This is a genomic window from Brevundimonas sp. Root1423, assembly GCF_001426805.1.
In genome coordinates this window covers 400,561-425,763 of record NZ_LMFL01000023.1, presented here as the reverse complement: position 1 = coordinate 425,763, position 25,203 = coordinate 400,561, and the positions used below count along the sequence as shown (strand labels likewise).

Genomic DNA, 25,203 nt, shown 5'->3' with positions numbered 1-25,203 from the left:
CCCGGGGCGTCACGGTCAGGGGGCCTGATCGGCGTGTAGTTGGTCAAGGTATTCCGGCGATGGGGCCCCGCCAAACTGATCGGCCCATTCGGGCGAGAGCAGGGCGGAGAAGGCGGCGGCGGGCACCACGGCGGTGTAGACGCCCTCGGCATAGGGGCCGACGACATAGGGATCGATCAGGAAGACCAGCCCGCCGGCCTTGCCGGCCGTGTCGCCGGGCGCAAGGGAGAAGGGCATGTCCAGCGCCGCGGGGCAGACCCAGATGCCGTCACCCTGTTCGCCGCGATACGGGGCGGGGTCCCAGGCCTGATCGCCGCCGCGCGCGGCCTTGGCGGCGTTGATGGAGTCGCACAGGGCGCGGTCCAGTTTCGACAGGTCGGCGCCGACGCGGAACAGCTCGGCCGGGGCGACCGCCCGTTGGGCTGCCCGGTCCCAGAGGATGGCGTGGAAGCCGGGATTGCCGTGAGCGCCGCCGGTGAAGGACCAGACCATGCCGTCGGCGCTGACAAGTCGTCCGGTCTCGACAGGGGCGTCCCAGCGCAGGATCAGGTCCATGTTGTAATCGAGCTCGCCGCCTTCCTCTGACTGGGCCCTGCGGACGTCGGCCTCGAACTCGCGGACGGCGGCCATGCCGTCGGCGTAGAGGCGGGCGCGCAGTTGCGGATGGGCTCGCAAGGCCGGATCGAGCGTGAGCTCGGTCGTCATGCGGCCGTCTTCCAGCTTGTAGGCGATCGGCTGCGGATCGACGGGACCCATGGCTGGCGGCGCAGCGGCGCAGGCTGCGGACAGCAGCGAGATCGCGGCTATCAGGATGCGCGGGAGGGCGGGTCGGGCGTTCACAGGGTCAGGGCTCCGAGGCCGATCGCGGCCAGCAGGATCAGGCCTGCATCGCGGTTGGACTTGAACAGGCGCAGGGCGAGGGCGGGATCGTCGGTGCGGACGCGGCGTACCTGCGATGCGAGGTGGACCGCGTAGGCGGCGAGGGCGAGCCAGTAGAGGGGGCCAAGGCCGGCCATCCAGCCCGCGGTCGCGGCGCAGGCCACGGCGAGGGCGTAGAAGATCGCGACCCCGCGCGACACATTCGATCCCAGACGGCGGGCGGAGGATTTCACCCCGACCATGGCGTCGTCCTCGATGTCCTGCAGGGCGTAGATGGTGTCGTAGCCGAGGGTCCAGAAGACGCCGCCGAGGTAGAGCAGGAGGGCGGGAAGGGCGCCGGCGACCTGCAGCATAAGGACCGAACCGAGGGGCAGGCCAGCCGGAAGGGTCGGCCACGGTTCGAGTACGAACGGGCGCAGTTCGACGGGGACATAGGGTTCATGGAGCAGGCTGGCGGCCAGCAGCGCCGTAGCCGCCGCGAAACCCATCAGCGCGCCCCAGTTGAACGTCAGGCCAAGCCAGGCCTGCGGCCACCACGTGATCCGCTTCATGAAGGGGTAGGCGGCGACGAGGGCGAGTGAAGCCACGCCGAGCAGGACCGCCGACACGTTCAGGGTCAGCAGGATCAGCAGGCTGATCAGGCTGCAGCCGATCACAAAGGCCCATGCCTGTTTGACGCTGATCCGGCCCGACGGGATGGGCCGCATCGCCGTGCGGGAGACCTTCGCATCGATGTCGCGGTCGACGATATCGTTGAAGGCGCAGCCGGCGGCCCGCATCAGGCAGGCGCCTGTGGCGAAGCCGGCGAACAGCCAGACGTCGTAGGCGTCAGGGGCTCGTCCGGCCAAAGCGAGAGCGATCCCCTGCCAGCCGGGGAGCAACAGCAGCCAGATGCCGACGGGGCGGTCGAAGCGGCCCAGCTTGAGCCAGGGCTTCAGGCCTTCCGGCGCGTGGCGGTCCACCCAGTTCGAACCGGCGTCGGGAAGCGGGGCGGAGATCATGCCTCGGAGATAGCCTGTCGAGGGGAAGGGGAGAAGGGCAGAGCTCGCCTGCCTTGTCGTCATCCCGGGGCGCGCAGCGACCCCGGGACCCAGCGGCGCGCGTGAGCGCGAACCTGTCGGGAGCTTGGCCGAGGGTGCGACTTTTCGGCCAGCCGGTTTCGCCGCCGTCGCGGCGCCGCTGGGTCCCGGCCTTCGCCGGGATGACGGCAGTGAGAGACTACAGAACCTTCTTGATCACCGGCCGGAGGTTCACCGCCCCGTCGCGGAAATCCTTCCACGGGTCGGGCTTCTTCAGCAAGGCGGCGGCGTCGTGGATCGAATAGGCGCGGGGGTCGAGACCGGTCTTTACCTGCGACCATGACAGGGGGAAGGCGATGCCCGCGCCGGGGCGGGCGCGGGGGGACCACGGGGCGACCGCCGTGGCCATCCGGCCGTTGCGCAGATAGTCGAGGAAGATCTTCCCGCCGCGCGCCTTCTTGGCCAGCGTCGTGGTGAAATGGTCGGGGTCGGCGGCGCGGACGCGCTCGCTGACGGCCTTGGCGAAAGCCTTGCACTGATCCCATTCGATGCGGCTTTTCGCGTCGGCCTTGATCGGGACGACGACGTGCAGACCCTTGCCGCCGGTGGTCTTGACGAAGGCGTTGAGCCCCAGGGACTCCAGCTCCTTCCTAACCGTCTTCGCGGCGGCGATGACGTCGGCGAAATTCAGGCCTTCGTCAGGGTCGAGGTCGAAGGTGATCTGGTCGGGCGTTTCCGGGTCGTTGGGCTTGCAGCCCCACGGGTGGAGCTCCAGCCCGCCGGACTGGCCGATGGCGACAAGACCGCCGACGTCGACGACGCCGACATAGGGTTTGCGCTCCTTCACATCGATCAGCTTCAGCCGCGGATTGGAGCCGGGCATGGCGTGGCGCTGGAAGAATTTCTCGCCGGTGATCCCTTCCGGCGCGCGGATGATCGAGACGGGCCGGTCGGCGACGTGGGGCAGGATGCGCTCGGCGGCCATCTCGTAATAGCGGACGAGGTCGGCCTTGGTCAGGGCGGGCTTGCCGTCCGCGGCGGGCCACAGGATGCGGTCGGGGTTGGAGATGGTGACGCCGGCGACGACAAGCTTCTGCTTGCCGCGCGGTTCGCCGGGAATGTGAAGCTGGGGCGGGGCGGAGACCTTGCCGGTCGCCTTCGACGGCTTCGATGGCGCCTGCGGTTTCTCCGTCACCTCGGGCGCGGTCTTGTCCTCGCGCAGCCCCTTGAAAGACGCCTGACGCAGGGAGCCGGTGTCGGTGTAGCCGCCGTGTTCGATCTCGGCGACGAGGGTGGGGGTGACCCAGTGGATGGTCTGGCCCGCGGCGGCCGAACGGCGCGGGGCGCCCTTGCCGACGAAGGGGCTGTGGTCGGTCTTCGCCTTCTTCAGGGCGGGCAGCAGGGTCTTGAGCAAGGGTTGAGCGTAGCCGGTGCCGACGCGGCCGAGATGGCGCAGACCCTTGCCGTCCTTCGCGTCCACGTCCTGCACCCCGACGATCAGGGAGCGGAAGCGGTCGCCCTCCGACGTCCAGCCGCCGATGACCACCTCGTCGCGGCCGCGGCATTTGGACTTCAGCCAGGTCGTCGAGCGGCCGGGGGTGTAGGGGGCGTCCAGCGATTTGGAGATGACGCCTTCCAGATCCATGCGGCAGGCGCTGTCGAGCACCGCCTGACCGGTGGTGGCGAAGTGGTCGACGTAGCGGATGCGTTTCGCGGCGCTCTTCGGGATGCGGTCGATATACGCCTGAAGCCGCGCCTTGCGGTGCGACAGGGGCAGGCCCCGCAAGTCCTCGTCGCCCTCGAACAGCAGGTCGAAGGCGAAATAGATCAGTTCGCCGGTCTTGCCTTCCGAGATGGCCGCCTGAAGTGCCGAGAAGTCGGGCATGTGATCTTCGGCCAGGGCGCACAACTCGCCGTCGACGACGGCGTCGGGCCAGTGGGCGGCGTCGTCGGCGTGGGCCTGGAATTTCGTCGTCCAGTCGAGGCCCTTGCGGGTGCGCAGGGTCGCCTTGCCGCCGCCGACGCCGATCTGGATGCGGTAGCCGTCGAACTTGATCTCATGGGCCCAGCCGGCGCCGCGCGGCGGATAGTCGGCGATCTTGCACAGCTGGATGGGGACGAAGGCAGGCGGCTTTTTCGAACTGCTGGCGGCGGCCCTGGTCGGTGCGGGTTTGGGCGGGGCCTTGCGGGTGGTCGCCTTCGACGACTTCCATTCCTTCGAACCGCCAGCGATTTCGGCCATGGTCCGACCCGAGACGATGGAGGCGTCGATCTCCATATTGGCGTCGCCCTCGCCCTCGACGGTGTATTCGTCGCGCTCCTTGATCAGCAGCCAGTTGTTGCGTTTCGACGGCTTGCCGCGGTCGGCGCGCAGGCGGATCAGGGCCCATTTTCCCTTCAGCCGCTCGCCGTGCAGGACCATCTTGATCTGGCCCTTTTTAAAGGCCGCATCGAGATCGGGCTCCTGCGGCTCCCATGTGCCGCGGTCCCACATCTGCACCGTGCCGGCGCCGTAGTTGCCGGCGGGGATGGTCCCCTCGAACGAGCCGTAGTCGAGCGGGTGGTCCTCGACCTCNGAGCCTGCAGGGCAAGACGCTGGAAGAATCGGGCTCCTGCGGCTCCCATGTGCCGCGGTCCCACATCTGCACCGTGCCGGCGCCGTAGTTGCCGGCGGGGATGGTCCCCTCGAACGAGCCGTAGTCGAGCGGGTGGTCCTCGACCTCGACGGCGAGGCGTTTGACCAAGGTGTCGCGGGACGGGGCCTTGGTCACGGCCCAGGACTTGAGCACCCCGTCGACCTCGATGCGGAAGTCGTAGTGCAGGCGCGTCGCCGCGTGGCGCTGGATCAGATAGGTCAGGGCGGTGGTCTTCGCCTTGCCCTTGCGGCCCTTCGGCTCCGGCGTCTCCGCGAAGCTCCGTTTGGCCTGATATGTCTTGAGTTCGCCGCGGGCTGCCATGGCCGACTCAACGCCAAGCTTTGTGCGGCGTTGCGTCGGCTTTCCGACATGCCCTTACTGGTGAATCGTCTCGCCGTGCTGGGTGTAGTCGAGGCCCTCGATCTCCTCCTCCTTCGCCACGCGCAGGCCGGTGGTGAATTTGCAGATCATCAGGATCAGGAAGGTGCCAATCCCGCTCCAGGCGATGACGGCGATCAGGCCGATCAACTGGTTCAGCAGGTTGGCGTTCGCCGCGGCGGGGTTGATGGCGGCGGTGGCCAGAACCCCGGTCAGCAGGGCGCCGACGATGCCGCCCACGCCATGCACTCCGAAGGCGTCGAGGCTGTCGTCGTATCTGAACGTGCGCTTCAGCCAGACCGCGCCTGCGTAGCAGGCGGGGCCGGCGAGGATGCCGATGATGAAGGCGCCCTTGGGATCGACGAGGCCGGCGGCCGGGGTGATGCCGACGAGGCCGGCGACGATGCCGGACAGCAGGCCGAGCAGGGTCGGGCGCTTGTGGTCGATCCACTCGACGACGGTCCAGCCGATGGCGGCGGCTGCGGCGGCGAGGATGGTGTTGAAGGCGGCTATGGCGGCGATGCCGTCCGCGGCCCAGGCCGATCCGGCGTTGAAGCCCAGCCAGCCGACGAACAGCAGGCCGGTGCCGATGGCGGTGAAGGCGAGGTTGTGCGGCGCCATATTGTCTCGCCCGTGACCGTGGCGCGGTCCGAGCACGAGGGCGCAGACGAGGCCGGCGACGCCCGCATTGACGTGCACCACCGAGCCGCCGGCGAAGTCGAGCACGCCCAGCGAGCCCATCCAGCCGCCGCCCCAGACCTGATGGCAGATCGGCACATAGACCAGCAGGTGCCACAGGACGAAGAACAGGATGGAGGCCGAGAATTTGATCCGCTCGGCGAAGGCGCCGGCGATCAGGGCCGGGGTGATGATGGCGAAGGTCAGCTGGTAGGCGATCCAGAGGAACTCGGGCAGGCCGGCCGCGAGGCTGTGCGCGGTAGAGGGGGTGACGCCGTTCAGGAAGGCGGCCTGCAGACCGCCGATGAAGCCGTTGGTCGCAGGCCCGCTGGAGCCGAAGGACAGGCTGTAGCCGACGATGAACCAGAGGACGGTGACGATCGCGAGGGCGGCCGTCGAATGGGCGATGGTGGCGATGACATTCTTGCGCCGCACCATGCCGCCGTAGAACAGCGCCAGACCGGGCAGGGTCATCAGCAGGACCAGCGCCGTGGAGGTCAGGATCCACGCCGTCGCGGCCTCGTTCAGCACCAGCGGGGTCTGATGGGCGAGCAGGGTCGGAGCCGCGAGGGCAGGACCGGCGGCGAGGGCGCCGACGCTGATGGTCGACACGGCGAGGGGGAGGCGAGCGTTCATCGCGGTTCCGGTCCGGAGTCAGAATGAGTCGGCCCGAACCGCGTTCGACGCCGCGGAAATGGAAAGGAGCCTATTGCAGCGCACAAGGCAATTCATTTCGTGTGCGGCGCAATATTTCGCGGTGACGCTGCGTCAGCTGGGCCAAGCCGGTGGCTCCGAGCACAAACCGACCTGGAAGCATCGCACCTGCGGTATTCATTACGGAGTTGCAATGATTCACATATTGCGCGCTGGGGCTGTCCGGGTGTCACTGCTTCCGGCCATTCGCCGTTATCGCAGTTCTGGGGAAACACCATGCGCAACGCCCGCCGTCTCGCCCTGCTTGGAGGGGTCGCATCGACCCTGCTGATCGCCGCCGCCGCCCACGCCGAAACCGCGCCGCCGTCCGCCGCCGCCATCGCCCCGCCCGCCACGCAGGAGCGCCTGGCGCCCCTGCCCGAGGTGGACATCGCCTTCACCAAATTCGTCCTCAACAACGGCCTGACCCTGATCGTCCATGAGGACCACAAGGCGCCGATCGTGGCGGTCAACATCTGGTACGGCGTCGGCTCCAAGAACGAGCCTGAGGGGCGGTCCGGCTTCGCCCACCTGTTCGAACACCTGATGTTCAACGGGTCCGAGAACTACAACACGGACTTCTTCAAGGGTACGGAGCTGCTGGGCGCCACCGACCAGAACGGCACCACCAACACCGACCGCACCAACTATTTCCAGAACGTCCCGACCTCGGCGCTGGACGCCATGCTGTGGCTGGAAAGCGACCGGATGGGCCACCTGCTGGGCGCCATCGACCAGGCGCGCCTCGATGAGCAGCGCGGCGTGGTGCAGAACGAAAAACGCCAGGGCGAGAACCAGCCCTATGGCCGCGTCTTCAACGCCATCACCGCGGCGACCTGGCCCGACGAGCATCCGTACGGCCACACCGTCATCGGCTCGATGGAGGACCTCAACGCCGCCGACCTGCCGACCGTGCAGCAGTGGTTCCGCGACTACTATGGCGCGGCCAACGCCGTGATCGTGCTGGCCGGCGACATCACGCCGGAGCAGGCGCGCGAGAAGGTCGAGCGCTATTTCGGCGACATTCCCTCGGGCCCGCCCGTGACCCAGCCGCGTCGCATGGTCGTGCCGATGGTCGGCGCCCAGCGCGAGGTCATGTATGACCGCGTCGGCCAGCCGCGCCTGTACAAGGTCTGGAACAGCACCCCGTCGGGCGAGGCCGACACCGACTATCTGGGCATGCTGGGCAACGTGCTCGCGTCCGGTCGCTCGTCGCGCCTCTACAAGCGGCTGGTCATTGACGAGCAACTGGCCACGGCGGTCTCCGCCGGCGCCGGCGGACGCCAGATCGCGGGCCAGTTCATCGTCACGGCCACGGCCAAGGCGGGCGGCGACCTGAACCGGATCGAGGCCATCGTCGACGAGGAAATGGCGCGCCTGCTGCGCGACGGTCCGACCGCCGAGGAGCTGGAGCGCGTGCGCACCCAGACGGCGGCCGGCTACATCCGCGGGCTGGAGCGGATCGGCGGCTTCGGCGGCAAGTCCGATCTGCTGGCCCAGTCGCAGGTCTTCTACGGCGGCCCGGCGGCGTGGCGGAACAGCTATCAGCGCGTCGTCGACGCCCGTCCGGGCAATCTGACCGACGCGGGCCGCCGCTGGCTGACGGACGGCAGCTATTCCCTCGAGGTCCTGCCCTTCCCCGACTATTCCGTCGCCCAGGGCGTGGACCGCACGGCCGGCGTGCCGGCGGTCGGCGCGGCCCCGCAGGCGGTGTTCCCGAGCATCGAGCGGGCGCAGTTGTCGAACGGGATGAAGGTCATGTTCGTGCGGCGCGAAAGCGTGCCGACCGTCAGCATGAACCTGATCCTCGACGCCGGCGCGGTGGTCGACAGCGACGACAAGGCGGGGCTGGCCCAGCTGACGCCGCAGGTCATGACCAACGGCACCGACGATCTGACGGCGATCGAGATCAGCGACCGGCTGCAGCTGCTGGGCGCCACGCTCGGCGCCGGTTCGGGCACGAACTCGACCAATGTGACGATGACGGCCCTGTCGGCCCGCCTCGATCCCTCGCTGGACCTGTTCGCCGACGTGGTTCTGAATCCGGCCTTCCGGCAGGAGGATTTCCAGCGGACGCGGACCCTTCAGGTCGCGGCCATCCAGCAGTCGAACCGGACCCCCGGCGCGATCGCCTCCCGGGTGCTGAGCCGCGAGATGTACGGCCCGACCAGCCCCTACGGCCGTCCCGGCTCCGGCACGGAGCAGACGGTCGCGAGCCTGACCCCGGCCGACGCCGAGGCCTGGCACAGCACCTGGTTCCGCCCCGACAATGCGACGCTGGTCGTGGTCGGCGACACCACCCTGGCCGAGCTGACGCCGAAGCTGGAGCGGGCCTTCGCCGGCTGGCGGGCGCCGTCGGCGCCCATGCCCGCCCGGCCGGGTCTGGCCGATGCGCCCGAGCACTCGGGCCAGCCGCGCATCCTGATCGTGGACCGCGCCGGACCGCAGTCGACCATCCTGGCCGGCCGCATCGCCCCCGCATTCGATCCGGCCACCGAAGCCTCGATCGACACCATGAACACCGCCCTCGGCGGCGCCTTCACCAGCCGGATCAATATGAACCTGCGCGAGGACAAGGGCTGGTCCTACGGCGCCGGCGGCGGCGTGCCGTACGGCCGCGGCGACCGGATCTATTCGGTCAGCGCCGGGGTGCAGTCGGACAAGACGGCCGAGAGCCTGGCCGAACTGCGCCGCGAACTGACCGAGGTGCACGCGTCCGCTGACCCAGGCCGAGATCGAGGCGGCCCGGGCGAACATGGTGCAGGGTTTGGCCGGCAATTGGGAAACCAATGCGGCCATCTCCGGCGAGCTTTCGAACATGGTCGTCTGGGGCGTGCCGGAAAATTACTATGACACCTATGCCGGGACGGTCAGTTCCATGACCGCCGCCCAGGCGGCCGTGGCCGCCCAGGCTGTGGTCGGCTCGGGACCCACGACCTGGGTGGTGGTCGGCGACCGGGCGTCGATCGAGCCCAAGATCCGCGCGCTCGGCTTCGCCGATGTGCAGGTGGTCGATATCTACGGCAATCCGGTCCAGTAGGCTCGGCGGATCAACGATGGGGGCGGGGCCGGGGACGGTCCCGCCCTTTCTCGTGGGTCAGACCCGGTAGAAGTCGCGGTACCAGTCGACAAACCGCTTTACCCCGACGTCGATGGGCGTCGAGGGGGCGTAGCCCAGCAGGGCGCGGGTCTCGTCGACATCGGCCTCGGTGCGGGTCATCTCGCCGTCCTGCGTTGGCATGACATTGAGGACGGCCTTGCGGTCGAGGGCCTGTTCGAGAACCTCGATGTAGCGAGCCAGTTTCTCCCGACGACCGGCACCCAGGTTCAGGACGCGCCACGGCGCCACCCCGCTGGTGGCGGGGGACGGGGCTTCGGCCTTCCAGTCGGGGTCCTTGGCGGGAGGCGTGTCGAGGGCGGCGATCACGCCGTCGACGATGTCGTCCACATAGGTGAAGTCCCGCTCCATGGCGCCGGCGCCATAGACGTCGATCGGCCGGCCTTCGAGGATCGAGCGAGTGAATTTGAACAGGGCCATGTCGGGCCGGCCCCACGGTCCATAGACGGTGAAGAAGCGCAGGCCGGTGCTGGGGATGCCGAAGATGTAGGCATAGGCGTGGGCCATGGCTTCATTGGCGATCTTGGTGGCGGAATAGACGTTCAGGGGGTGGGCCACGCCCTGCTGCACCGAGAAGGGCAGGGCGGCGTTCGCCCCGAAAACCGAACTGGTGGAGGCGAAGACCAGATGCTCCGCGCGGGTGGCCCGCGCGCCCTCCAGCACGGTCAGGAAGCCGACGACGTTGGAGTCGATGTAGGTTTCGGGGTTCTCGACGCTGTACCGGATACCGGCCTGGGCGCCGAGGTGCACGATACGGCGTGGCGCGTGCTTCGCGAACAGGGCGGCCATGCCCTCGCGGTCCGCCAGATCCAGTCCATGATGGATGTAGCCCGGCTGGGTCAACAGCCGGTCCAGCCGCGCCTGTTTCAGCGCCGGATCGTAGTAGCTGTTGAGATTGTCGGCGCCGATCACGGTCTCGCCGCGCGCCAGCAGACGTTGCGCGGTGTGAAAGCCGATGAAGCCGGCCGAGCCGGTGACGAGGACGGGACCGTTGCTCATGGACCTTCGTTAGCGCCGCCCGGCGGGATGCGCCAGATCATCCCTCCGTCTCCGGCCGCGAGGGCGCGTGACGCCGGCGGCGGCCACTTTTGGTTACGATCGGGCTCAAACTGCTGGACGAGACCGCCCACGGATGAAACCAAAGACGCCAACAGCCGCACGCGGGGACGATGCGGCGATCCCAGGGAAGAGATATGACCGACAACCAGAGCGCGCCGCGCAAGGGCACGAGCCTCGCCTTCGCCTATGTGACCACGCTGTTCTTCGCCTGGGGTTTCGTGACCTCGCTGATCGGACCGCTGATCGCGGCGGTCCGGCGCGTGTTCGAGCTCAGCTATACCGAGGCGACGCTGACCACCTTCGCCTGGTTCATCGCCTACGGCATCGCCTCGATCCCCGCCGCCGCCATCCTCGGCCGGCTGGGCTACAGCAAGGCGATCATCGTGGCGCTGGTGACCATGGTGGCCGGCTGCCTGATCGTGCCGATCGCCACCCTGGCCGACTTCTACCCCGGCGTGCTGATCGCCCTGTTCGTGATCGCCTCGGGCGTGACCCTGCTGCAGGTCGGCGCCAATCCGCTCGTGGCGGCGCTGGGGGCGCAGAAGAGCTCGCACGCGCGGCTGAATTTCTCGCAGTTCTTCAACTCGCTGGGCACGACGCTCGGGCCGCTGATAGCGGCGCCGATCCTGCTGACCGGAGGCGTCTTCGCCGCTGACGCGGTGATCACCGACCCGGCATCGCGCGCCGAGTCGCTGCGAAGCATCGATCTGGCCTTCCTCGCCGTCGCGGTCTTCTTCGCCGTCGTGGCGGGCTTCATCTTCAGCGCGCGCAAGACCATCAACGCCGCCGCCCCGGCCCCGAGCGCCGATGACCGCATGTCGCCGCTGGTGGCGTTGAAGTCGCCGTGGGCCGTTTTCGGCGCCTTGGCCATCTTCTTCTACGTCGGTTCCGAAGTGACCATCGGCGACCTGCTGACCAACTTCCTGCACAGCCCGCAGATTCTCAACATCCCGCTGGCCGCCGCCGGCAGCATGGTCGCCTGGTACTGGGGCGGGGCCATGGTCGGGCGTCTGGTCGGCGGACTGCTGATGCTGACAAAGATTCCGGCCACGACCATCCTGATCGTCAACACCGCCGTGGCGGCGGCCCTGTGCCTCGTCGTCACCCAGACCAGCGGGACTACCGCGGCCTATGCCGCCATAGCCATCGGCTTCTTCAACTCGATCATGTTCCCGACCATCTTCACCCTGACTCTGGAGCGGTCGACGGCGCCGGTTCCGGCGACCTCGGGGCTGCTGGTGTTCGGCATCATCGGCGGCGCCGTCCTGCCGCCGGTCGCTGGCCAGATCGCCGACAATGCAGCCACGCTGAACCCGGTCTTCTATGTACCGCTGGTCGGCTATCTGCTGCTGGTCGGTTTCGCCATCGCCGCCTCGCGCGCAAAGACCCGGAACACCACCGTCGCGGCGACGCCCGGCGGCCACTGAGGCTGTAAACGACACGGCAGGGCCGCCGGCGGCATCGTCGGCGGCCCTTGCGCGTTTGGGTCCCGGTCTCGCAGGATGGCGCGGGGCGCGGGGCGCGGAGAGCTGAATGATCGCCATGATGAGACGCGCGGGGCTGCTGGGTCTCGCCCTGGCCCTGATGGCCGCCCCCGCCTGGGCGGCGGTGACCCTGACCTTCTACGCCCATCCCGGCGCGCGCGTGCGGGGGGGAGAGCTGTTGTTCCCCCACGCCTATGTCCACGCCTCGGGAACGCTGGACGACAGCGGCGACCCCGTCGACTGGGCGGCGGGCTTCACCGCGAAATATCCCGGCCCCCATCTGCTGCTGGCTAACGGTCCGGGCATCGTGGCGACGCCCGAGGCCCGCTATGTGGGGGAGGGGAAGCCTTATCTGAGACTGACGGTCAGCGACGCGGTCTACCGGGCGGTGCGCGCGCGCTCGGAATGGTGGAACGGGCCGGAGGGGTCGCTGTACGACCTGCGGCGTCGTAACTGCATCAGCTATATCGCCGATCTGGCGCGGGTCGCCGGTCTCCGGACGGCGCGGGAACCGTCGATGAAGCCGGGGACCTTTCTGGAAGCGACGGCGGCCCTGAATCCCGCGGCGGCATGGCGGGAGACGTCGGCGCCCGCGCCGGCTCCGGAGCCAGCGATCACGCCTGCGCCATGGGTCTGAGCACGGTCGGCGAGGGGTGAACTCGCAATATGTTTACCGCGGTGAAAGTCATTGTAACCATTGCCTAACCGGCAATACGGCCTCTAGGGTCGTTGTGGGGCCAGGTCGGGTAATTACATGCGCAGCCGATTTTCCGTGGGACTGGTGTCCCGGGCTCTCTTTCTCGCCGCCGTTCTGACCCCGCTCGCGGCCTGTGGAGGTGGTGGCGGCGGCGGAGGCGGGGGCGGAATCGTCACGCCGCCGGCGCCTCCTCCCCCCCCACCCCCGCCTCCGCCGCCACCGCCCCCTCCGCCGCCGCCTCCCCCTCCGCCGCCGGTGACGCCGCCGCCGTCCTCGAGCTCGGCCGAGTATCTGCGGAACTATGGCGTGGCCAATATCCGGGCGATGTCCGCCTGGAACGCAGGGGCGACGGGTCTGGGGATCAATGTCGGCGTCATCGATTCCGGCATCCATTTTTCCCAGCCAGATCTCGCCGGGCGCATCTCGACCACATCGACAGACGTCGTGGTGGGCCGGCTCACGCCGGACGGGCCTGACGACCACGGGACCCTTGTGTCAGGGGTTATCGCCGCGGCGGTGAACGGGTTCGGCACCGTCGGCGTCGCCTATGAGTCGACCATCGTGTCGATCCGCGCCGATACGACCGGCGACTGCGACGACGATCCCGAGGACGATGTCTGTTTCGGCTCCGCCAACCTGACCCGGGCGATCGACTATGCGATCGCCAACAACGTCAGGGTCGTGAACATGTCGCTGGGCGGCCCGGACGCCCTGACGCCGGCCTTCGAGGCCGCGCTGCTGCGCGCGGTCAACGCCGGTCTGGTCTTCGCCATCTCGGCGGGCAATGACGGAGCCGGCGCTGACGGCGGAAATCCGGAATGGCCGGGCCGCTACGCCGTCGATCCCCGCTTCGCCGGCAGTATCATCGTGGTGGGCGCCCACAACAGCTCCGACGTCATGGCCGGCTTCTCGAATCGCGCGGGGGTGGCGGCGGCGGGCTATCTCAGCGGCCCGGGCGTCGACATCATCACCGGCTGCGACGGCACCAGCTGCTTCCGGGTCAACGGCACCTCCTTCTCGTCGCCGGCGGTCGCGGGAGCCCTGGCCCTGCTGCTGCAGGCCTTCCCCAATCTGACGGGCCGCGATGCGGTCCAGATTCTTCTGACCACCGCGCGGGATGGTGGCGCTCCCGGGATCGACGCCGTCTATGGCCGCGGCCTGCTGGACCTGACCAAGGCTTTCCAGCCGGTTGGCTCGACCCAGGTCGGCACCAGCAGCGGGAGCGTGTCGGTGACGGCTGAACGGTTCGCCTACACCGGCGCGGCGTTCGGCGACGCCCTCAGGAAAGCCGGGGGCGGCCTGCAGACCGTGGGACACGACGACTACAAACGTCTGTTCCGGGTCGATCTGGCCGGCAGCTACGGCATGGCCCCGCGCGGCGCCGCCAACATGCTGCCCCAGGCGCCGCGCCAGCAGGCGCGGCTGACCACCGAGGGGCCGATGGGCTCGAGGCTGTCCCTCACCACCAGCGCGGCGGTTCAGGACAGTCCGTGGGATCTGGCCGCCTCGACCAGCGTCATCACGCCCTGGCTGGATGAGCGCCGCCGCGAGGACATGACGGTGGAATTCTCGGCCGGACGCGGGGCCGTCGCCTACTGGCAGGGCCGCAACGGCGCCCGCTCGCCGTTCCAGCTGGGCGCCGGCGACAATTTCGCCTCCCTTGCCCAGGTCGACCGGGCCTGGCTGGGCGCCGTGACCGTCGGGGCCGTGACCCTGACGGCCGACACGGGCGTGGGCGACCGCGCCATGCCCTTCCAGGCGCGTGAGGAAGACGTTTCCAGCTATGCGCGCTTCGCGGCCGATTGGCAGACCTCCCCGACCAGCCGGTTGCGCTTCGCGGTCGGAGGCCTGGACGAGAAGATGGGGCCGCTCGGCTCCTATGCGCCTCTGGACTCCGGCTTCGCCCTGCCCAGCACCACCACCTTCGGCTCGGTCGGCGGCCAGTTCGCCCTGCGCTCCAACCTGTTCCTGAACGCCGAAATGGGCTGGGCGCGCACGGACCTGACAGGCCGGTTCCTCAGCCTGTCGGAGACAGCGATCAGCTCGACCTGGGCCCTGGGTCTGACGACCTTCTGCAAGCAGCTGGGCCTCGGCTGCGAGACCCTGACCTGGTCGGTTTCCCAGCCCCTGCGGACGGAAAGCGGCGTGTTCAGCGCTTACTTGCCGGATGCGCCGGCCCGCTATTTCGACGAACTGACCTTCTCGGAGCGCGCCTTCTCGGCGACGCCGAGCGGGCGTCAGATCGACATGTCGCTGGGCAGCGTGCACCGGCTGGGCGACGGTTCAGCGGTGAGCCTGCGCGGCATGGTCACGCGCGACGACCAGAATGTGCGGGCGTCGCCGACGACCTTCACCCTGATGGGAAGTTGGGGAAAGACCTTCTAGGGCCCGTGGCGGTCGGCGGGAGCATGTTTGCCGCCGGCCGTTCGCCCGGCTATGCCTCCTGAAAGGGGAGCAAGCGTGGCGATATTTCCGGTCATTCTGTGTGGGGGCGCCGGGACGCGGCTTTGGCCGGCCTCGCGGCCTGCCCGCCCCAAACAGTTCATCGATCTGGCCAGCGATCTGTCCCTGTTCCAGGAGACGGCGCTGCGGACGGCGCCCCTGACACACGGGGGCGGACGGCTGCTGGTCGTATCCGGACAGGCGCATCGCGGCTTCGTTGACGACCAGCTGGCCGCGCTCGGACTGGAAGCCACCATCCTGCTTGAGCCTGAGGGCCGGGAATCGGCGCCGGCCATGGCGGCGGCGGCGGCGTGGATCGCGCGCGCTGCGCCCGACGGGGTCGCGCTGTTCGTGGCGTCGGACCATCACATACCGGACGCCGAGGCTTTCCGGGCCGCGGTGCGGGAGGCCCTGCCGACGGCCGAGGCCGGGCGGATCGTCACCTTCGGCATCCGGCCCACCGGCCCCGCGACGTCATACGGCTATATCCGGCCCGAGGGCCCGGGCCTGTCGCCCGTGGCGGCCTTCGTCGAGAAGCCGGACCGGGCGCTGGCGGAGCGCCATGTGCGCGACGGCTATCTGTGGAACAGCGGCAACTTCATGGTGCGGGCCTCGGTCCTGCTGGAGGAGCTCGAGGCGTTCGCGCCCGATGTGGCCCGTGTCGCGCGCGCGGCCGCGCCACAGGACGCGGGTCGGGTTGTCCTGCTGTCCGACGTCTTCAGGACCGCCCCGAAAATCTCCATCGACTATGCGGTCATGGAGCACAGCCGCCGCATCTCGGTCCTGCCGGTCGACTACCACTGGTCGGATCTGGGGGCGTGGGACTCCGTCGCGGACGGCGGCTCCGGCGATCGCGGCGTCTGGATCGCCGCTGACGGCGACAGCGGACTGGTGCGGGCGGCGGAAGGCATGGTCGTCGCCACCGCCGGAGTGACGAATCTGGCCATCATCGCCGAGCGTGACGCCGTTCTGGTTTGCAGTCTGGACCGGGCGCAGGAGGTGAAGGGGCTGGTCGAACGACTGCGCGACATCTCTCCGCCCCATGCGAAGGGGCGGTGGGAGGCGGGCGGCACGCTGGCCGAACGGGCGCGCTATTTCGACAGCTGGATGCGGCTGAACGCCCTGCCGATGTGGGCGGCCCTCGGTGTGGATGAGGACGGGGGCTTCCGGGAGGCGATCGACCTGTCGGGCCGGCCCGTCGGCGACTTCCGCCGGGCCCGGGTGCAGACGCGTCAGGCCTATGTCTATGCGGTCGCGGGGGCGTCGGGCTGGGCCGGACCGTGGCGGTCGCTGGTCAGTCGCGGGCTGGAACGGTTCGAGGCGACCAACCGGCGCCCGGACGACCTGTACCGCACGCGGATCTCTGCGGACGGCGCCGCGCTCGACGACAGCGCCTCGCTCTACGATCAGGCCTTCGCCCTGTTCGCCTTCGCGGCTGCGGCCAGGGCCGGGATCGCCCCGATGATGATGTCCGAGCGGGCCCACGCCCTGCGCGAGGCCCTTGCCGTGCTGCGCGTTCCGGCGGGCGGCTGGCGCGAGACGGGCGACCGTCCGTATCAGGCCAACGCGCACATGCATCTGCTCGAGGCCTGCATGGCGTGGGAGGGGATCGAGCCCGGGCGTGAATGGCGCGCCATGGCGGATGAGATCGTCGCCCTCGCCCGACGCGCCTTCATCGATCCGGCAGGCGGCTTCCTGCGCGAATTCTTCGACGAGACATGGACGCCGGCGGCAGGCGAGGACGGCCGGCTGGTCGAGCCGGGGCATCAGTTCGAATGGGCCTGGCTGCTGACGCGCTGGGGCCGTCTGCGCGGCGAGGCCTGGGCGCTGGAGGCGGCGATCCGGCTGTACGACATCGGCGCGCGCGGTGTGGATCAGGCGCGCGGCGTGGCCATAGATGCGCTCAACGAGGACCTTTCCGTTCGCTCGGATCAGGCCCGGCTGTGGCCCCAGACCGAGCGACTGAAGGCGGCGCTGATCCTTGCGGAGACAGCCGAGGGCGGTCGCCGGATCCTGATGGTGGACGATGCGCGCAAGGCCATGGCGGGACTGCAGCGCTATCTCGAGCCGTCGGGCCTGTGGCGCGACAAGATGCGAGCCGATGGCGGCTTCATTGACGAGCCGGCGCCTGCCAGCTCGCTGTACCACATCATGGTCGCGTACGAGCAGGTGAGGGCGTCGGCGGGCGCCGTGCCGGAGCTCGGCGGATCGGCCGAGGCCGGGTCGTGATCGGCGGCCGCTCCGTTCTGGCCGTGATCACCGCGCGGGGCGGTTCAAAGGGTCTGCCGCGCAAGAACCTCGCTCCGTTCCGGGGCGCGCCCCTGATCGCCTGGACCATCCGCGCGGCGCAGGGTGCGCCGGGCATCGATCGGCTGATCCTGTCGTCGGACGATCCGGAGATCATCGACACAGCCCGCTCGCTGGGTTGCGAGGCGCCGTTCCAGCGCGCGGCCGAATTGGCCGGCGACACGGCCGCCTCGATCGATGTGCTGCTGGACGCCGCCGACCGCGTGCCGGGCTATGACGTCGTCGTGCTGCTGCAGCCGACCTCGCCGCTGAGGACGGCCGCGGACATCGAGGCGACACTGGCTGCGATGGCGGAAAGCGGCGCGCCGGGCGCCGTGTCGGTCAGCGAAGCGCCATGCCATCCGTATCTGATCTTCCAGCGGGATGCGGCGGGGCGGCTGAATCCCTTCGTCGAAAAGCCGGCCGACATGGGCTGGCGGCGTCAGGATTTGCCGCCTGCGTACCGCATCAACGGCGCCGTCTATGCGGCGGATCTGGCCTGGTTGAGGGCCGAACGGACCCTGTGCAAGGCCGGCGAGACGGCCGCCTATGAAATGCCGGTCGAGCGTTCGATCGACATCGACACCCTCGAGGATCTGCTGGCCGCCGAACGCGCTGCGGACTAGTCAGGGCAGCAGCGGTCCGCCCGCCGCCCGTTTCGCATCGATCTCCACCTGAACCTGTTCCAGCGCGCGTGCGCGGGCTTCCGCCGAGGCGTGGCGCAGCTGCGGGTAGCGGACGCGCCAGTTGGCGGCCCCGAACCGGCGCCAGAAAGCAGGCGCGATCGTGGTGTCGTATCCGGCGCGGGCGGTCAGGAACAGGCCGACGCGATCGGCCTGGGTCTCCTTGTCGCCGGCTCCGCTGACGGCCGCAGCCTCATTGGCCTCACGCCCCGCGCCGCCGACGTCGCTCCATGTGCGGTGCCGCAGGACGTGGTGGGCCAGTTCGTGGCCGAGGATCAGGGCGAGTTCGTCGTCGGATTGGGTGAAGCCGGCCAACGCCGTGCTGATGAACAGCCGCCGCCCGTCGGCGCGGGCGTTCAACTCGTCCGAAGGATTCAGCTGGACCTCATAGCCGCACGCCCGGTGCGGCTCGACGGTCAGCACCACCGGTTCGCCGCCCCGACGGATATCGAGCCGGGCCGCACCTGAGGCGAGGGCGCCATCGAGGATCGCGATATTGGCGGCCAGCCCTTCGAAGGCGGGTTGTATGCGGGCGGGACCCGTATTCAGCGCCGCACCATTCACCGCGAGGATCAGATCGCCTTCGCGCAACCCGGCTTCGGCGGCCGCCGAGGTGGGCGGCGCCGACAGCACGCCGGGCAGGTCGCCTTCAAGTCCGAAGCGTGACTGGACGAGCGGCCGCAGCTCGTTGCTGTACTGGCTGGCCGAATGCAGGGCCCAGCCAGCGGCCAGCCGGACGGCGGGGCACAGCTCGACATTGGCCTCGGACAACCGCTGCGCCACGCGGGCCACGCGCTGATCGAGGGCGGTCAGGGTGCTCAGGCGCTGCGAAGCCGCCCCATCGACCGCCGCGGTCATCGAACCGCCCGCAGCCTGCCCGCAACCGGTCAGGCCGGCAGCGAGCGCAAGGGTGAGGACCGTGGACAGCAGGCGACGAGACAGCATGGTTCAGCTTGCATCGCAGGCATTGGACAGCCGGCCCGCCCAGAAACAGGATAGACGCAGAGGAGGCAACCCGCTTTTCCGCCGCAGCCCGATGGCGGCAAGCGTCGCCTTTTCGGTTCCTTAACGGCCATCAACCACCTTGGCCCCACGGCGCATCGGCCGCCCGGGACGGACCCCATGAGACTGGACGGCAAGCGCATACTGGTCACCGGCGCGGATGGCTTCATCGGCTCGCATCTGACGGAACGGCTGGTGCGGCGCGGCTGCGACGTGCGAGCCTTCGTTCAGTACAACAGCCTCGGAAGCTGGGGCTGGCTGGACGAGAGCCCGGCGGACATCCGCAAGAATCTGGACGTCTTCGCCGGCGACATCCGCGATCCGCACGGGGTTCGCACGGCCATGGCCGGGTGCGATGTGGTGCTGCACCTCGCGGCTCTGATCGCCATTCCCTACAGCTATCACTCGCCCCAGACCTACGTCGAAACCAATGTGCTGGGCACGCTGAACATCGTCCAGGCGGCGCGCGATCTGGGTGTCGAGCGGGTGGTCCACACCTCGACCAGCGAAGTCTATGGCACCGCCCGCTTCGTGCCGATCACCGAGGCCCATCCGCTGCAGGGCCAGTCGCCCTATTCGGCCAGCAAGATCGGCGCGGACCAGATCGCGCTGAGCTTCCACGCCGCCTTCGGCACGCCGGTGACGGTGATCCGGCCGTTCAACACCTATGGGCCCCGGCAGTCGGCGCGGGCGGTGATCCCGACGGTCATCACCCAGGTCGCCGCGGGCGCGAGCGAGATCAAGCTGGGCGCCGTGCATCCGACCCGCGACTTCACCTTCGTGGCCGATACGGCGCGGGCGTTCGAGGCGCTGGCGGAATGCGACGCGGCTGTGGGCCAGACCGTCAACGCCGGCAGCGGCTTCGAAGTCTCCATCGGCGACACGGCGCGCCAGATCATCGCCCTGATGGGCCGCGACGTGGCCATTGTCACCGACGACCAGCGCCTGCGCCCCGAGGCCAGCGAGGTCGAACGCCTCTGGGCCGACAGCAGTCTGATGAGGTCCCTGACAGGCTGGTCGCCCGAATACGGCGGCGGCGAGGGCTTTGCGCGCGGCCTGAAACAGACCATCGACTGGTTCAGCGATCCGGAGAACCTGGCGCGCTACAAGGCCGATCGGTACGTGCTGTGAGCCTGTCCGAGCAAGTCCTCGCGGCGGTGCACGCCGCTTAGGCCGGGCCCCGACGGTCCAGCGGCTTCGCCGGGTTGCCGATGACGACGGCGCCGGCAGGCACGTCCTTCGTCACCACTGCGCCCATGCCGATGACCGCGCCGCGGCCGATGCGCAGCGGCTTGTCTGGCGTCCCTTGCTTGAGCACAGCCCCGGTGCCGACATAGACGTCGTCCTCGATCACCGTATTGCCGTTGATACAGACGCGCGGAGCGAGGGTGACGAAGTCGCCGACGACGCAGTCATGGGCGACGTAGCTAAACAGATTCGCCTGGAAATGCCGCCCGATCACGACGTTGGCCGTGATCACGACGTGATCGCAGAGGATCGCGCCCTCTCCGATCTGCGACGGTCCGCGGAAGACGCAGGTCGGGGCGACGATGGAAACGAACGACCGCCCCGCGGCCCTCAGTTCCGTGTCCAGCCGCCGGCGGACGGCGGCATCCGCGATGGCGATCGATATGGCCGCTTCAGCCGGGGTTTCCTCGAGTCTCATGACCGGGAAGCCATTCAATTCGCCCTCGCCCGGCTCCGGTGTAACGAAACAGACCTCGCTCGCGCCTGCCTGTCCAACAGCGAGCGGCGCTACTTCCCGACCGAAGCCACCTGTTCCGCACAAACCAATTCGCATGAGATCCTCCCCGGACATTGTAGCAGCTGACGCCTAGCATGGTAGCAGGTTGCTAAGGCGCGCAGCCTACAGCTTCATCATGGAGGCGCGATTGGGGACTCGGCGAATCTGCGTGGCGACCAGCGGGCGGGCCGATTACGGCCTGCTGACCTGGCCCATGCGCGACATCGCCGCCGCCGAAGGCCTGTCGCTCCAGCTCCTCGTCACCGGGACCCATCTCGAAGCGCGCCACGGCATGACGGTCGGTCAGATCGAGGCTGACGGGTTCGCCATCGACGCCCGCGTGCCCATGGGCCTGACCGCCGACGATCCCGCCGGCCTCGCCCGCTCCAGCGCCTCGTGCCTGACCGGCGCGGTCGAGGCGCTGCTGCGCCTGCAACCTGACATGCTGATGCTGCTCGGCGACCGGTTCGAGACCCTGGTCCTGGCCCAGGCCGCCATGCTGGCCGGCGTCTCCATCGCCCACATCGGCGGCGGCGACGTGACCGAGGGCGCGATCGACGAGGGCGTCCGCCACGCCATCACAAAACTTTCCCACCTGCATCTGGTCACCCACGCGGACGCCGCCCGCCGCGTCGCCCGCATGGGTGAGGCGCCCGACCGGATTCACGTCGTCGGCAACCCCGGGCTGGACATGCTGGCCCGCGCCCCGGCGATGGCCCGCGATGCGCTGGAGGCCCGGCTGGGTCGTCCGCCCGGCGCGCGCAATCTGCTCGTGACCTTCCATCCGGTGACGACCCTGCCGGACAAGGGGCTTGCCGAACTGGACGCCTTGCTGAAGGCGCTGGAGCCGCTGACGGACGTGACGCTGTGGATCACCCGCGCCAACGCCGATCCGGGCGGCATGGCGGTTAACGCCGCGCTTGAGGCCTTCGCCGCCGGTCGCGGCAACGTCAGCCTGCACGACGCACTCGGCCCGGCCTATCTGCCGCTGCTGACCGCCTGCGACGCCGTGATCGGCAACTCGTCCAGCGGACTGGCCGAGGCGCCCTCCGTGCGCACCCCGACGGTCGACGTCGGCCTGCGGCAGGCGGGCCGGCTGGCCGGTCCCTCGGTCATCCATTGCGAGGCGGACCCGACGGCGATCTCGGCCGCCATCGCTCGGGCCATGGCCGGCGACGTGCCCGGCTTCGACAATCCCTATGGCGACGGCCAGAGCTCGGCGCGCATTGTTCAGGTCCTGATCTCCGCCCCGCCCCGCGACATCCTGCTGCGCAAGCGGTTCTTCGACGGCGAGCCGCCCCATGCATGATCCCGTCCTCATCATTGCCGAAGCCGGGGTGAACCATGACGGGTCGCTGGACGACGCCTGCCGGATGATCGACGTCGCCGCCGAGGCCGGCGCCGACGTCGTCAAATTCCAGACCTTCGTCCCCGAGGCCGTCCTTACCATGCGCGCCATGAAGGCCGCCTATCAGGAGACCAACACCGGCGAGGGCGGGACCCAGCTGGACATGGTGCGCAAGCTGGCGCTGAGCCGGGACGACCATCGCGTGCTGGCGGACCGCTGCGCCCTGCGCGGCGTACGCTTCATGTCGACCGCCTTCGATATGGAGAGCCTGGATTTTCTGTCCGGCCTCGACATGCCGGCGATCAAGATCCCGTCCGGCGACCTGACCTGGGGCGCCATGCTGCTGGCGGCCGCCCGCGTGGGGCCGCCGCTGATCGTCTCGACCGGCATGGCCACGCTGGACGAGGTGCGTCAGGCCCTGACCGTCATCGCCTTCGGTCTGACGCGTGAAGGCGATCCGACCGGCGCCGCCGACCTCGAACGCGCCTTCGCCGACGGTCAGGCGGCCCTGCGCGAAAAGGTCACCCTGCTGCACTGCACGACCGAGTATCCGGCGCCGCTGGAGGCCATCAACCTGCGCGCCATGGACACGATGGCGCAGACCTTCGGCCTGAAGGTCGGCTACTCCGACCACAGCCTGGGTCAGACCGTGGCGGTCGCCGCCGTGGCTCGCGGCGCCTGCGTCATCGAGAAGCATTTCACCCTCAGCCGCAGCCGGCCGGGCCCCGATCATCCGGCCTCGCTGGAGCCGGACGAACTGGCCGCCATGGTCCGGGGCATCCGCGACGTGGAGATCGCGCTCGGTCGGCCGGAGAAGGCGCCCGCGCCGGCCGAGCTGGGCAATCTGGCCATCGCGCGCCGTTCGCTGGTCGCCGCCCGGTCGATCCGGCGGGGCGAGATCCTGACGCCCGACGCCATGACCGCAAAACGCCCCGCGGACGGTCTGTCGCCGATGGAGGAATGGCGCTTGATCGGCACGGCGGCGCAGCGCGACTATGCGCCCGACGATGCGCTGGAGGCGCACGTCGAGGACGGGCAGGGGACACAGTGATGCGTCAATGGGAAAAGGCCCTGGTCGGGCCCGAGGCGACGTTCCGCGACGCCCTGGTGTCGATCGACTCGACCGGGGCCGGCATCGCCCTGGTCGTCGACGGCGACCGCCGGCTGCTGGGGGCCCTGTCCGACGGCGACGTGCGCCGCGCCCTGATCAGGGGCGCGGGGATGGAGGACCGCGCCGCTGGCGCCGCCAACAGGAACCCCGTCTGCGCCGATGAGCATCAGGACCCCGCGGCGATGCTGGCCACCCTGCGGGCGCACAGCCTGCGCCAGCTGCCGATCCTCGACGCCGCCCGCCGGGTGGTCGGCATGGTCACGGTCGAGGACTTCCTCAACATCCCCGTTCGCACCAATCCGGTGGTCATCATGGCCGGCGGCAAGGGCGAGCGGCTGGCTGAACTGACCCGAGACACGCCCAAGCCGATGCTGACCGTCGGCTCGCGGCCGATCCTCGACACCATCGTCGGCAATCTGGCCGGGCAGGGATTCCGCAATTTCTGGCTGGCCGTGAACTACAAGGCCGAGCAGATCGAGGGCCATTTCGGCGACGGATCAGCCCTCGGTCTGAACATCCACTATCTGCGCGAGGACAAGCCGCTGGGCACCTGCGGCGCGCTCAGCCTGATGCCGCCGCCCGACGAACCCTTCGTGGTCACCAACGGCGACGTGCTGGCCAAGGCCGACTACAGCCACCTGCTGGATTCCCACTTGCAGTCGGACGCCCTGGCCACGGTCGTGGTGCGCGACTACCAGATGCAGGTGCCCTTCGGCGTCGTGAACGCCGACGGCGCGCAGGTTACGCGCATCGATGAGAAGCCGACGCAGAGCTACACCATCAGCGCGGGCGTCTATGTCCTGTCCCCCGCCGTGCTGGACCTGATCCCGAAGGACGCCTTCTACGACATGCCGTCGCTCATCGCCGACATGATCGCGCGCGGACTCTCCGTCCGGCTGCAGCGCGCGGAGGGGTACTGGATGGACATCGGCCGCCCGACCGAATATGCGCAGGCGAACGCCGATTTTGGTGCTGTGTTCGAGGGTTAGGGCGGCCCATTGCCCTTTTCCGGACTTCCGTTCGGATTATCTTGGGGCGCGGCAACCTCCATATTCATCGCGGATAGCGGTGCGTCGGAGGCGCATCTGACAGAGAGCCATGTTTTCAAAGCTTCTGAAGCGCAAACAATCGATCACGGCTCCCGCCGACCCCGCCGTTCCGACCGGGACGGTGGTATGGGCCATTGGTGACATTCACGGCCGGCTGGATCTTCTAGTTCCCTTGGTAGACGCGATCCGCGAAGACCTTCGCGGGGCGATCGCAACACGAAAACTCGTTATATTTCTTGGGGACTATATCGACCGGGGGCCGCATTCCCGGGGTGTCCTCGAATACCTTGCAGAGCTTGAGCCGGTCGACGGGATCGAATGGCGCTTCCTCAAAGGCAATCACGAACAGACCATGATCGAGTTTCTCGACGATCCATCGGTCGGTGTGAAATGGTGCGAATACGGCGGAGATGCGACTCTGCGGTCCTTCGGATTGCGCCCGCCTGCGTTGAAGCACCGGACCGAGGGTTGGACCCATCTGTCCGCCGACCTGAATTACAAGGTCTCCTCAAAAATGCGCGCGTTCCTGGACGCCCAGGAACTCAGCATTACGGTCGGAGACTATTTCTTCGCCCACGCCGGCGCCCGTCCCGGCGAATTGCTCGATCGGCAGTCGGCCGAGGACCTTCTCTGGATCCGACGGTCGTTCCTCGACAGTTCCACGGAATTCGATCGGATTGTCGTGCACGGCCATACGCCGACAGCCGAGGTGTATGCCGACCAGCGTCGTGTGGGCATCGACACCAAGGCCTATGAGTCCGGGATTCTCACCGCGCTTCGGCTTTCGGGGCGGGAACGGAGCGTAATGCAGACGATCGCTCCGAGCGACAATTCAGGGGCGCAGCCGGAAGACATCCTCGTTCGCACCGCACACTTATCAGCGCCGTCTGAGTGATC

General features: G+C 68.9%; 20 protein-coding genes. 12 read left to right on the top strand and 8 right to left on the bottom strand.

Going from position 1 to position 25,203, the window contains the following annotated elements:
* Positions 1-15: 15 nt before the first annotated feature.
* The 5 genes from ASD25_RS15365 to ASD25_RS15350 all read right to left on the bottom strand — a co-directional run bounded on the left by ASD25_RS15365 (position 16) and on the right by ASD25_RS15350 (position 6,226).
* Positions 16-840 (bottom strand): RsiV family protein, encoded by an 825-nt coding sequence (locus ASD25_RS15365; RefSeq protein WP_056618447.1) that lies wholly within the window; start codon positions 838-840, stop codon positions 16-18.
* Positions 837-1,880, bottom strand: coding sequence for a UbiA family prenyltransferase (locus ASD25_RS15360; protein ID WP_056618444.1), 1,044 nt, complete (start codon positions 1,878-1,880; stop codon positions 837-839). Before ASD25_RS15360 ends, ASD25_RS15365 begins: the two co-directional genes overlap by 4 nt.
* 217 nt (positions 1,881-2,097) lie before the next feature.
* Positions 2,098-4,428 carry a DNA ligase D gene (ligD, locus tag ASD25_RS15355; protein WP_369816610.1) on the bottom strand — a complete coding sequence of 777 codons (2,331 nt, stop codon included), beginning with the start codon at positions 4,426-4,428 and terminating at the stop codon, positions 2,098-2,100.
* Between the two features lie 46 nt (positions 4,429-4,474).
* Positions 4,475-4,855, bottom strand: a 381-nt coding sequence (locus ASD25_RS29500) for a DNA polymerase ligase N-terminal domain-containing protein (protein ID WP_304439654.1), incomplete at its 3' end; no start/stop codon positions are given.
* A gap of 54 nt (positions 4,856-4,909) precedes the next feature.
* The gene (locus ASD25_RS15350; protein WP_056618441.1) at positions 4,910-6,226 is read right to left on the bottom strand and encodes an ammonium transporter; all 1,317 of its coding nucleotides are present in this window, start codon (positions 6,224-6,226) and stop codon (positions 4,910-4,912) included.
* Between the two features lie 294 nt (positions 6,227-6,520).
* On the opposite strand from ASD25_RS15350, the gene ASD25_RS15345 reads away from it, so the two are divergent.
* Both ASD25_RS15345 and ASD25_RS30520 read left to right on the top strand, forming a co-directional pair.
* Positions 6,521-9,136, top strand: coding sequence for a pitrilysin family protein (locus tag ASD25_RS15345; RefSeq protein WP_056618438.1), 2,616 nt, complete (start codon positions 6,521-6,523; stop codon positions 9,134-9,136).
* Positions 9,102-9,323, top strand: coding sequence for a hypothetical protein (locus tag ASD25_RS30520; protein WP_056618436.1), 222 nt, complete (start codon positions 9,102-9,104; stop codon positions 9,321-9,323). The genes ASD25_RS15345 and ASD25_RS30520 overlap by 35 nt, the downstream gene beginning before the upstream one ends.
* A 57-nt stretch (positions 9,324-9,380) precedes the next feature.
* On the opposite strand, the gene ASD25_RS15335 is transcribed toward ASD25_RS30520, so the two are convergent.
* Positions 9,381-10,400 carry an NAD-dependent epimerase/dehydratase family protein gene (locus ASD25_RS15335; protein ID WP_056618433.1) on the bottom strand — a complete coding sequence of 340 codons (1,020 nt, stop codon included), beginning with the start codon at positions 10,398-10,400 and terminating at the stop codon, positions 9,381-9,383.
* Between the two features lie 194 nt (positions 10,401-10,594).
* Here ASD25_RS15335 and gluP point away from each other — a divergent pair, with 194 nt between their 5' ends.
* The 5 genes from gluP (at position 10,595) to ASD25_RS15310 (ending at position 17,995) form a co-directional block, all read left to right on the top strand.
* Positions 10,595-11,887: a glucose/galactose MFS transporter gene (gene gluP, locus ASD25_RS15330; protein WP_056618430.1), complete on the top strand. Its 1,293-nt coding sequence runs from the start codon at positions 10,595-10,597 to the stop codon at positions 11,885-11,887.
* Positions 11,888-11,993: 106 nt separating this feature from the next.
* Positions 11,994-12,581, top strand: a complete 588-nt coding sequence (locus ASD25_RS15325; protein WP_056618427.1) for a hypothetical protein — start codon at positions 11,994-11,996, stop codon at positions 12,579-12,581.
* A gap of 384 nt (positions 12,582-12,965) precedes the next feature.
* Positions 12,966-15,026, top strand: coding sequence for a S8 family peptidase (locus tag ASD25_RS15320; protein ID WP_156389358.1), 2,061 nt, complete (start codon positions 12,966-12,968; stop codon positions 15,024-15,026).
* Positions 15,027-15,101: 75 nt separating this feature from the next.
* The gene (locus tag ASD25_RS15315; protein WP_056618424.1) at positions 15,102-17,312 is read left to right on the top strand and encodes an AGE family epimerase/isomerase; all 2,211 of its coding nucleotides are present in this window, start codon (positions 15,102-15,104) and stop codon (positions 17,310-17,312) included.
* Complete coding sequence (locus ASD25_RS15310) at positions 17,309-17,995, top strand: cytidylyltransferase domain-containing protein (protein ID WP_056618421.1); 687 nt, start codon at positions 17,309-17,311, stop codon at positions 17,993-17,995. The genes ASD25_RS15315 and ASD25_RS15310 overlap by 4 nt, the downstream gene beginning before the upstream one ends.
* On the opposite strand, the gene ASD25_RS15305 is transcribed toward ASD25_RS15310, so the two are convergent.
* Entirely contained in the window at positions 17,996-18,997 is a 1,002-nt protein-coding gene (locus tag ASD25_RS15305) for a M48 family metalloprotease (protein ID WP_056618417.1), read from the bottom strand.
* A gap of 177 nt (positions 18,998-19,174) precedes the next feature.
* Here ASD25_RS15305 and ASD25_RS15300 point away from each other — a divergent pair, with 177 nt between their 5' ends.
* Entirely contained in the window at positions 19,175-20,185 is a 1,011-nt protein-coding gene (locus tag ASD25_RS15300) for an NAD-dependent 4,6-dehydratase LegB (RefSeq protein WP_056618415.1), read from the top strand.
* Positions 20,186-20,222: 37 nt separating this feature from the next.
* Here ASD25_RS15300 and ASD25_RS15295 read toward each other — a convergent pair whose 3' ends face one another.
* Complete coding sequence (locus ASD25_RS15295; protein WP_082572443.1) at positions 20,223-20,855, bottom strand: NeuD/PglB/VioB family sugar acetyltransferase; 633 nt, start codon at positions 20,853-20,855, stop codon at positions 20,223-20,225.
* Between the two features lie 112 nt (positions 20,856-20,967).
* Here ASD25_RS15295 and neuC point away from each other — a divergent pair, with 112 nt between their 5' ends.
* The 4 genes from neuC to ASD25_RS15275 all read left to right on the top strand — a co-directional run bounded on the left by neuC (position 20,968) and on the right by ASD25_RS15275 (position 25,201).
* Entirely contained in the window at positions 20,968-22,107 is a 1,140-nt protein-coding gene (gene neuC / locus ASD25_RS15290; RefSeq protein WP_200943638.1) for a UDP-N-acetylglucosamine 2-epimerase, read from the top strand.
* On the top strand, positions 22,100-23,197 hold the full coding sequence (gene neuB, locus ASD25_RS15285) for an N-acetylneuraminate synthase (protein ID WP_056618410.1): 1,098 nt from the start codon (positions 22,100-22,102) through the stop codon (positions 23,195-23,197). The genes neuC and neuB overlap by 8 nt, the downstream gene beginning before the upstream one ends.
* Complete coding sequence (locus ASD25_RS15280) at positions 23,197-24,246, top strand: nucleotidyltransferase family protein (RefSeq protein WP_056618406.1); 1,050 nt, start codon at positions 23,197-23,199, stop codon at positions 24,244-24,246. The genes neuB and ASD25_RS15280 overlap by 1 nt, the downstream gene beginning before the upstream one ends.
* A gap of 109 nt (positions 24,247-24,355) precedes the next feature.
* A complete protein-coding gene (locus tag ASD25_RS15275; protein WP_235562745.1) occupies positions 24,356-25,201 on the top strand; it encodes a metallophosphoesterase family protein in 846 nt (281 codons plus the stop codon).
* Positions 25,202-25,203: the final 2 nt, after the last annotated feature.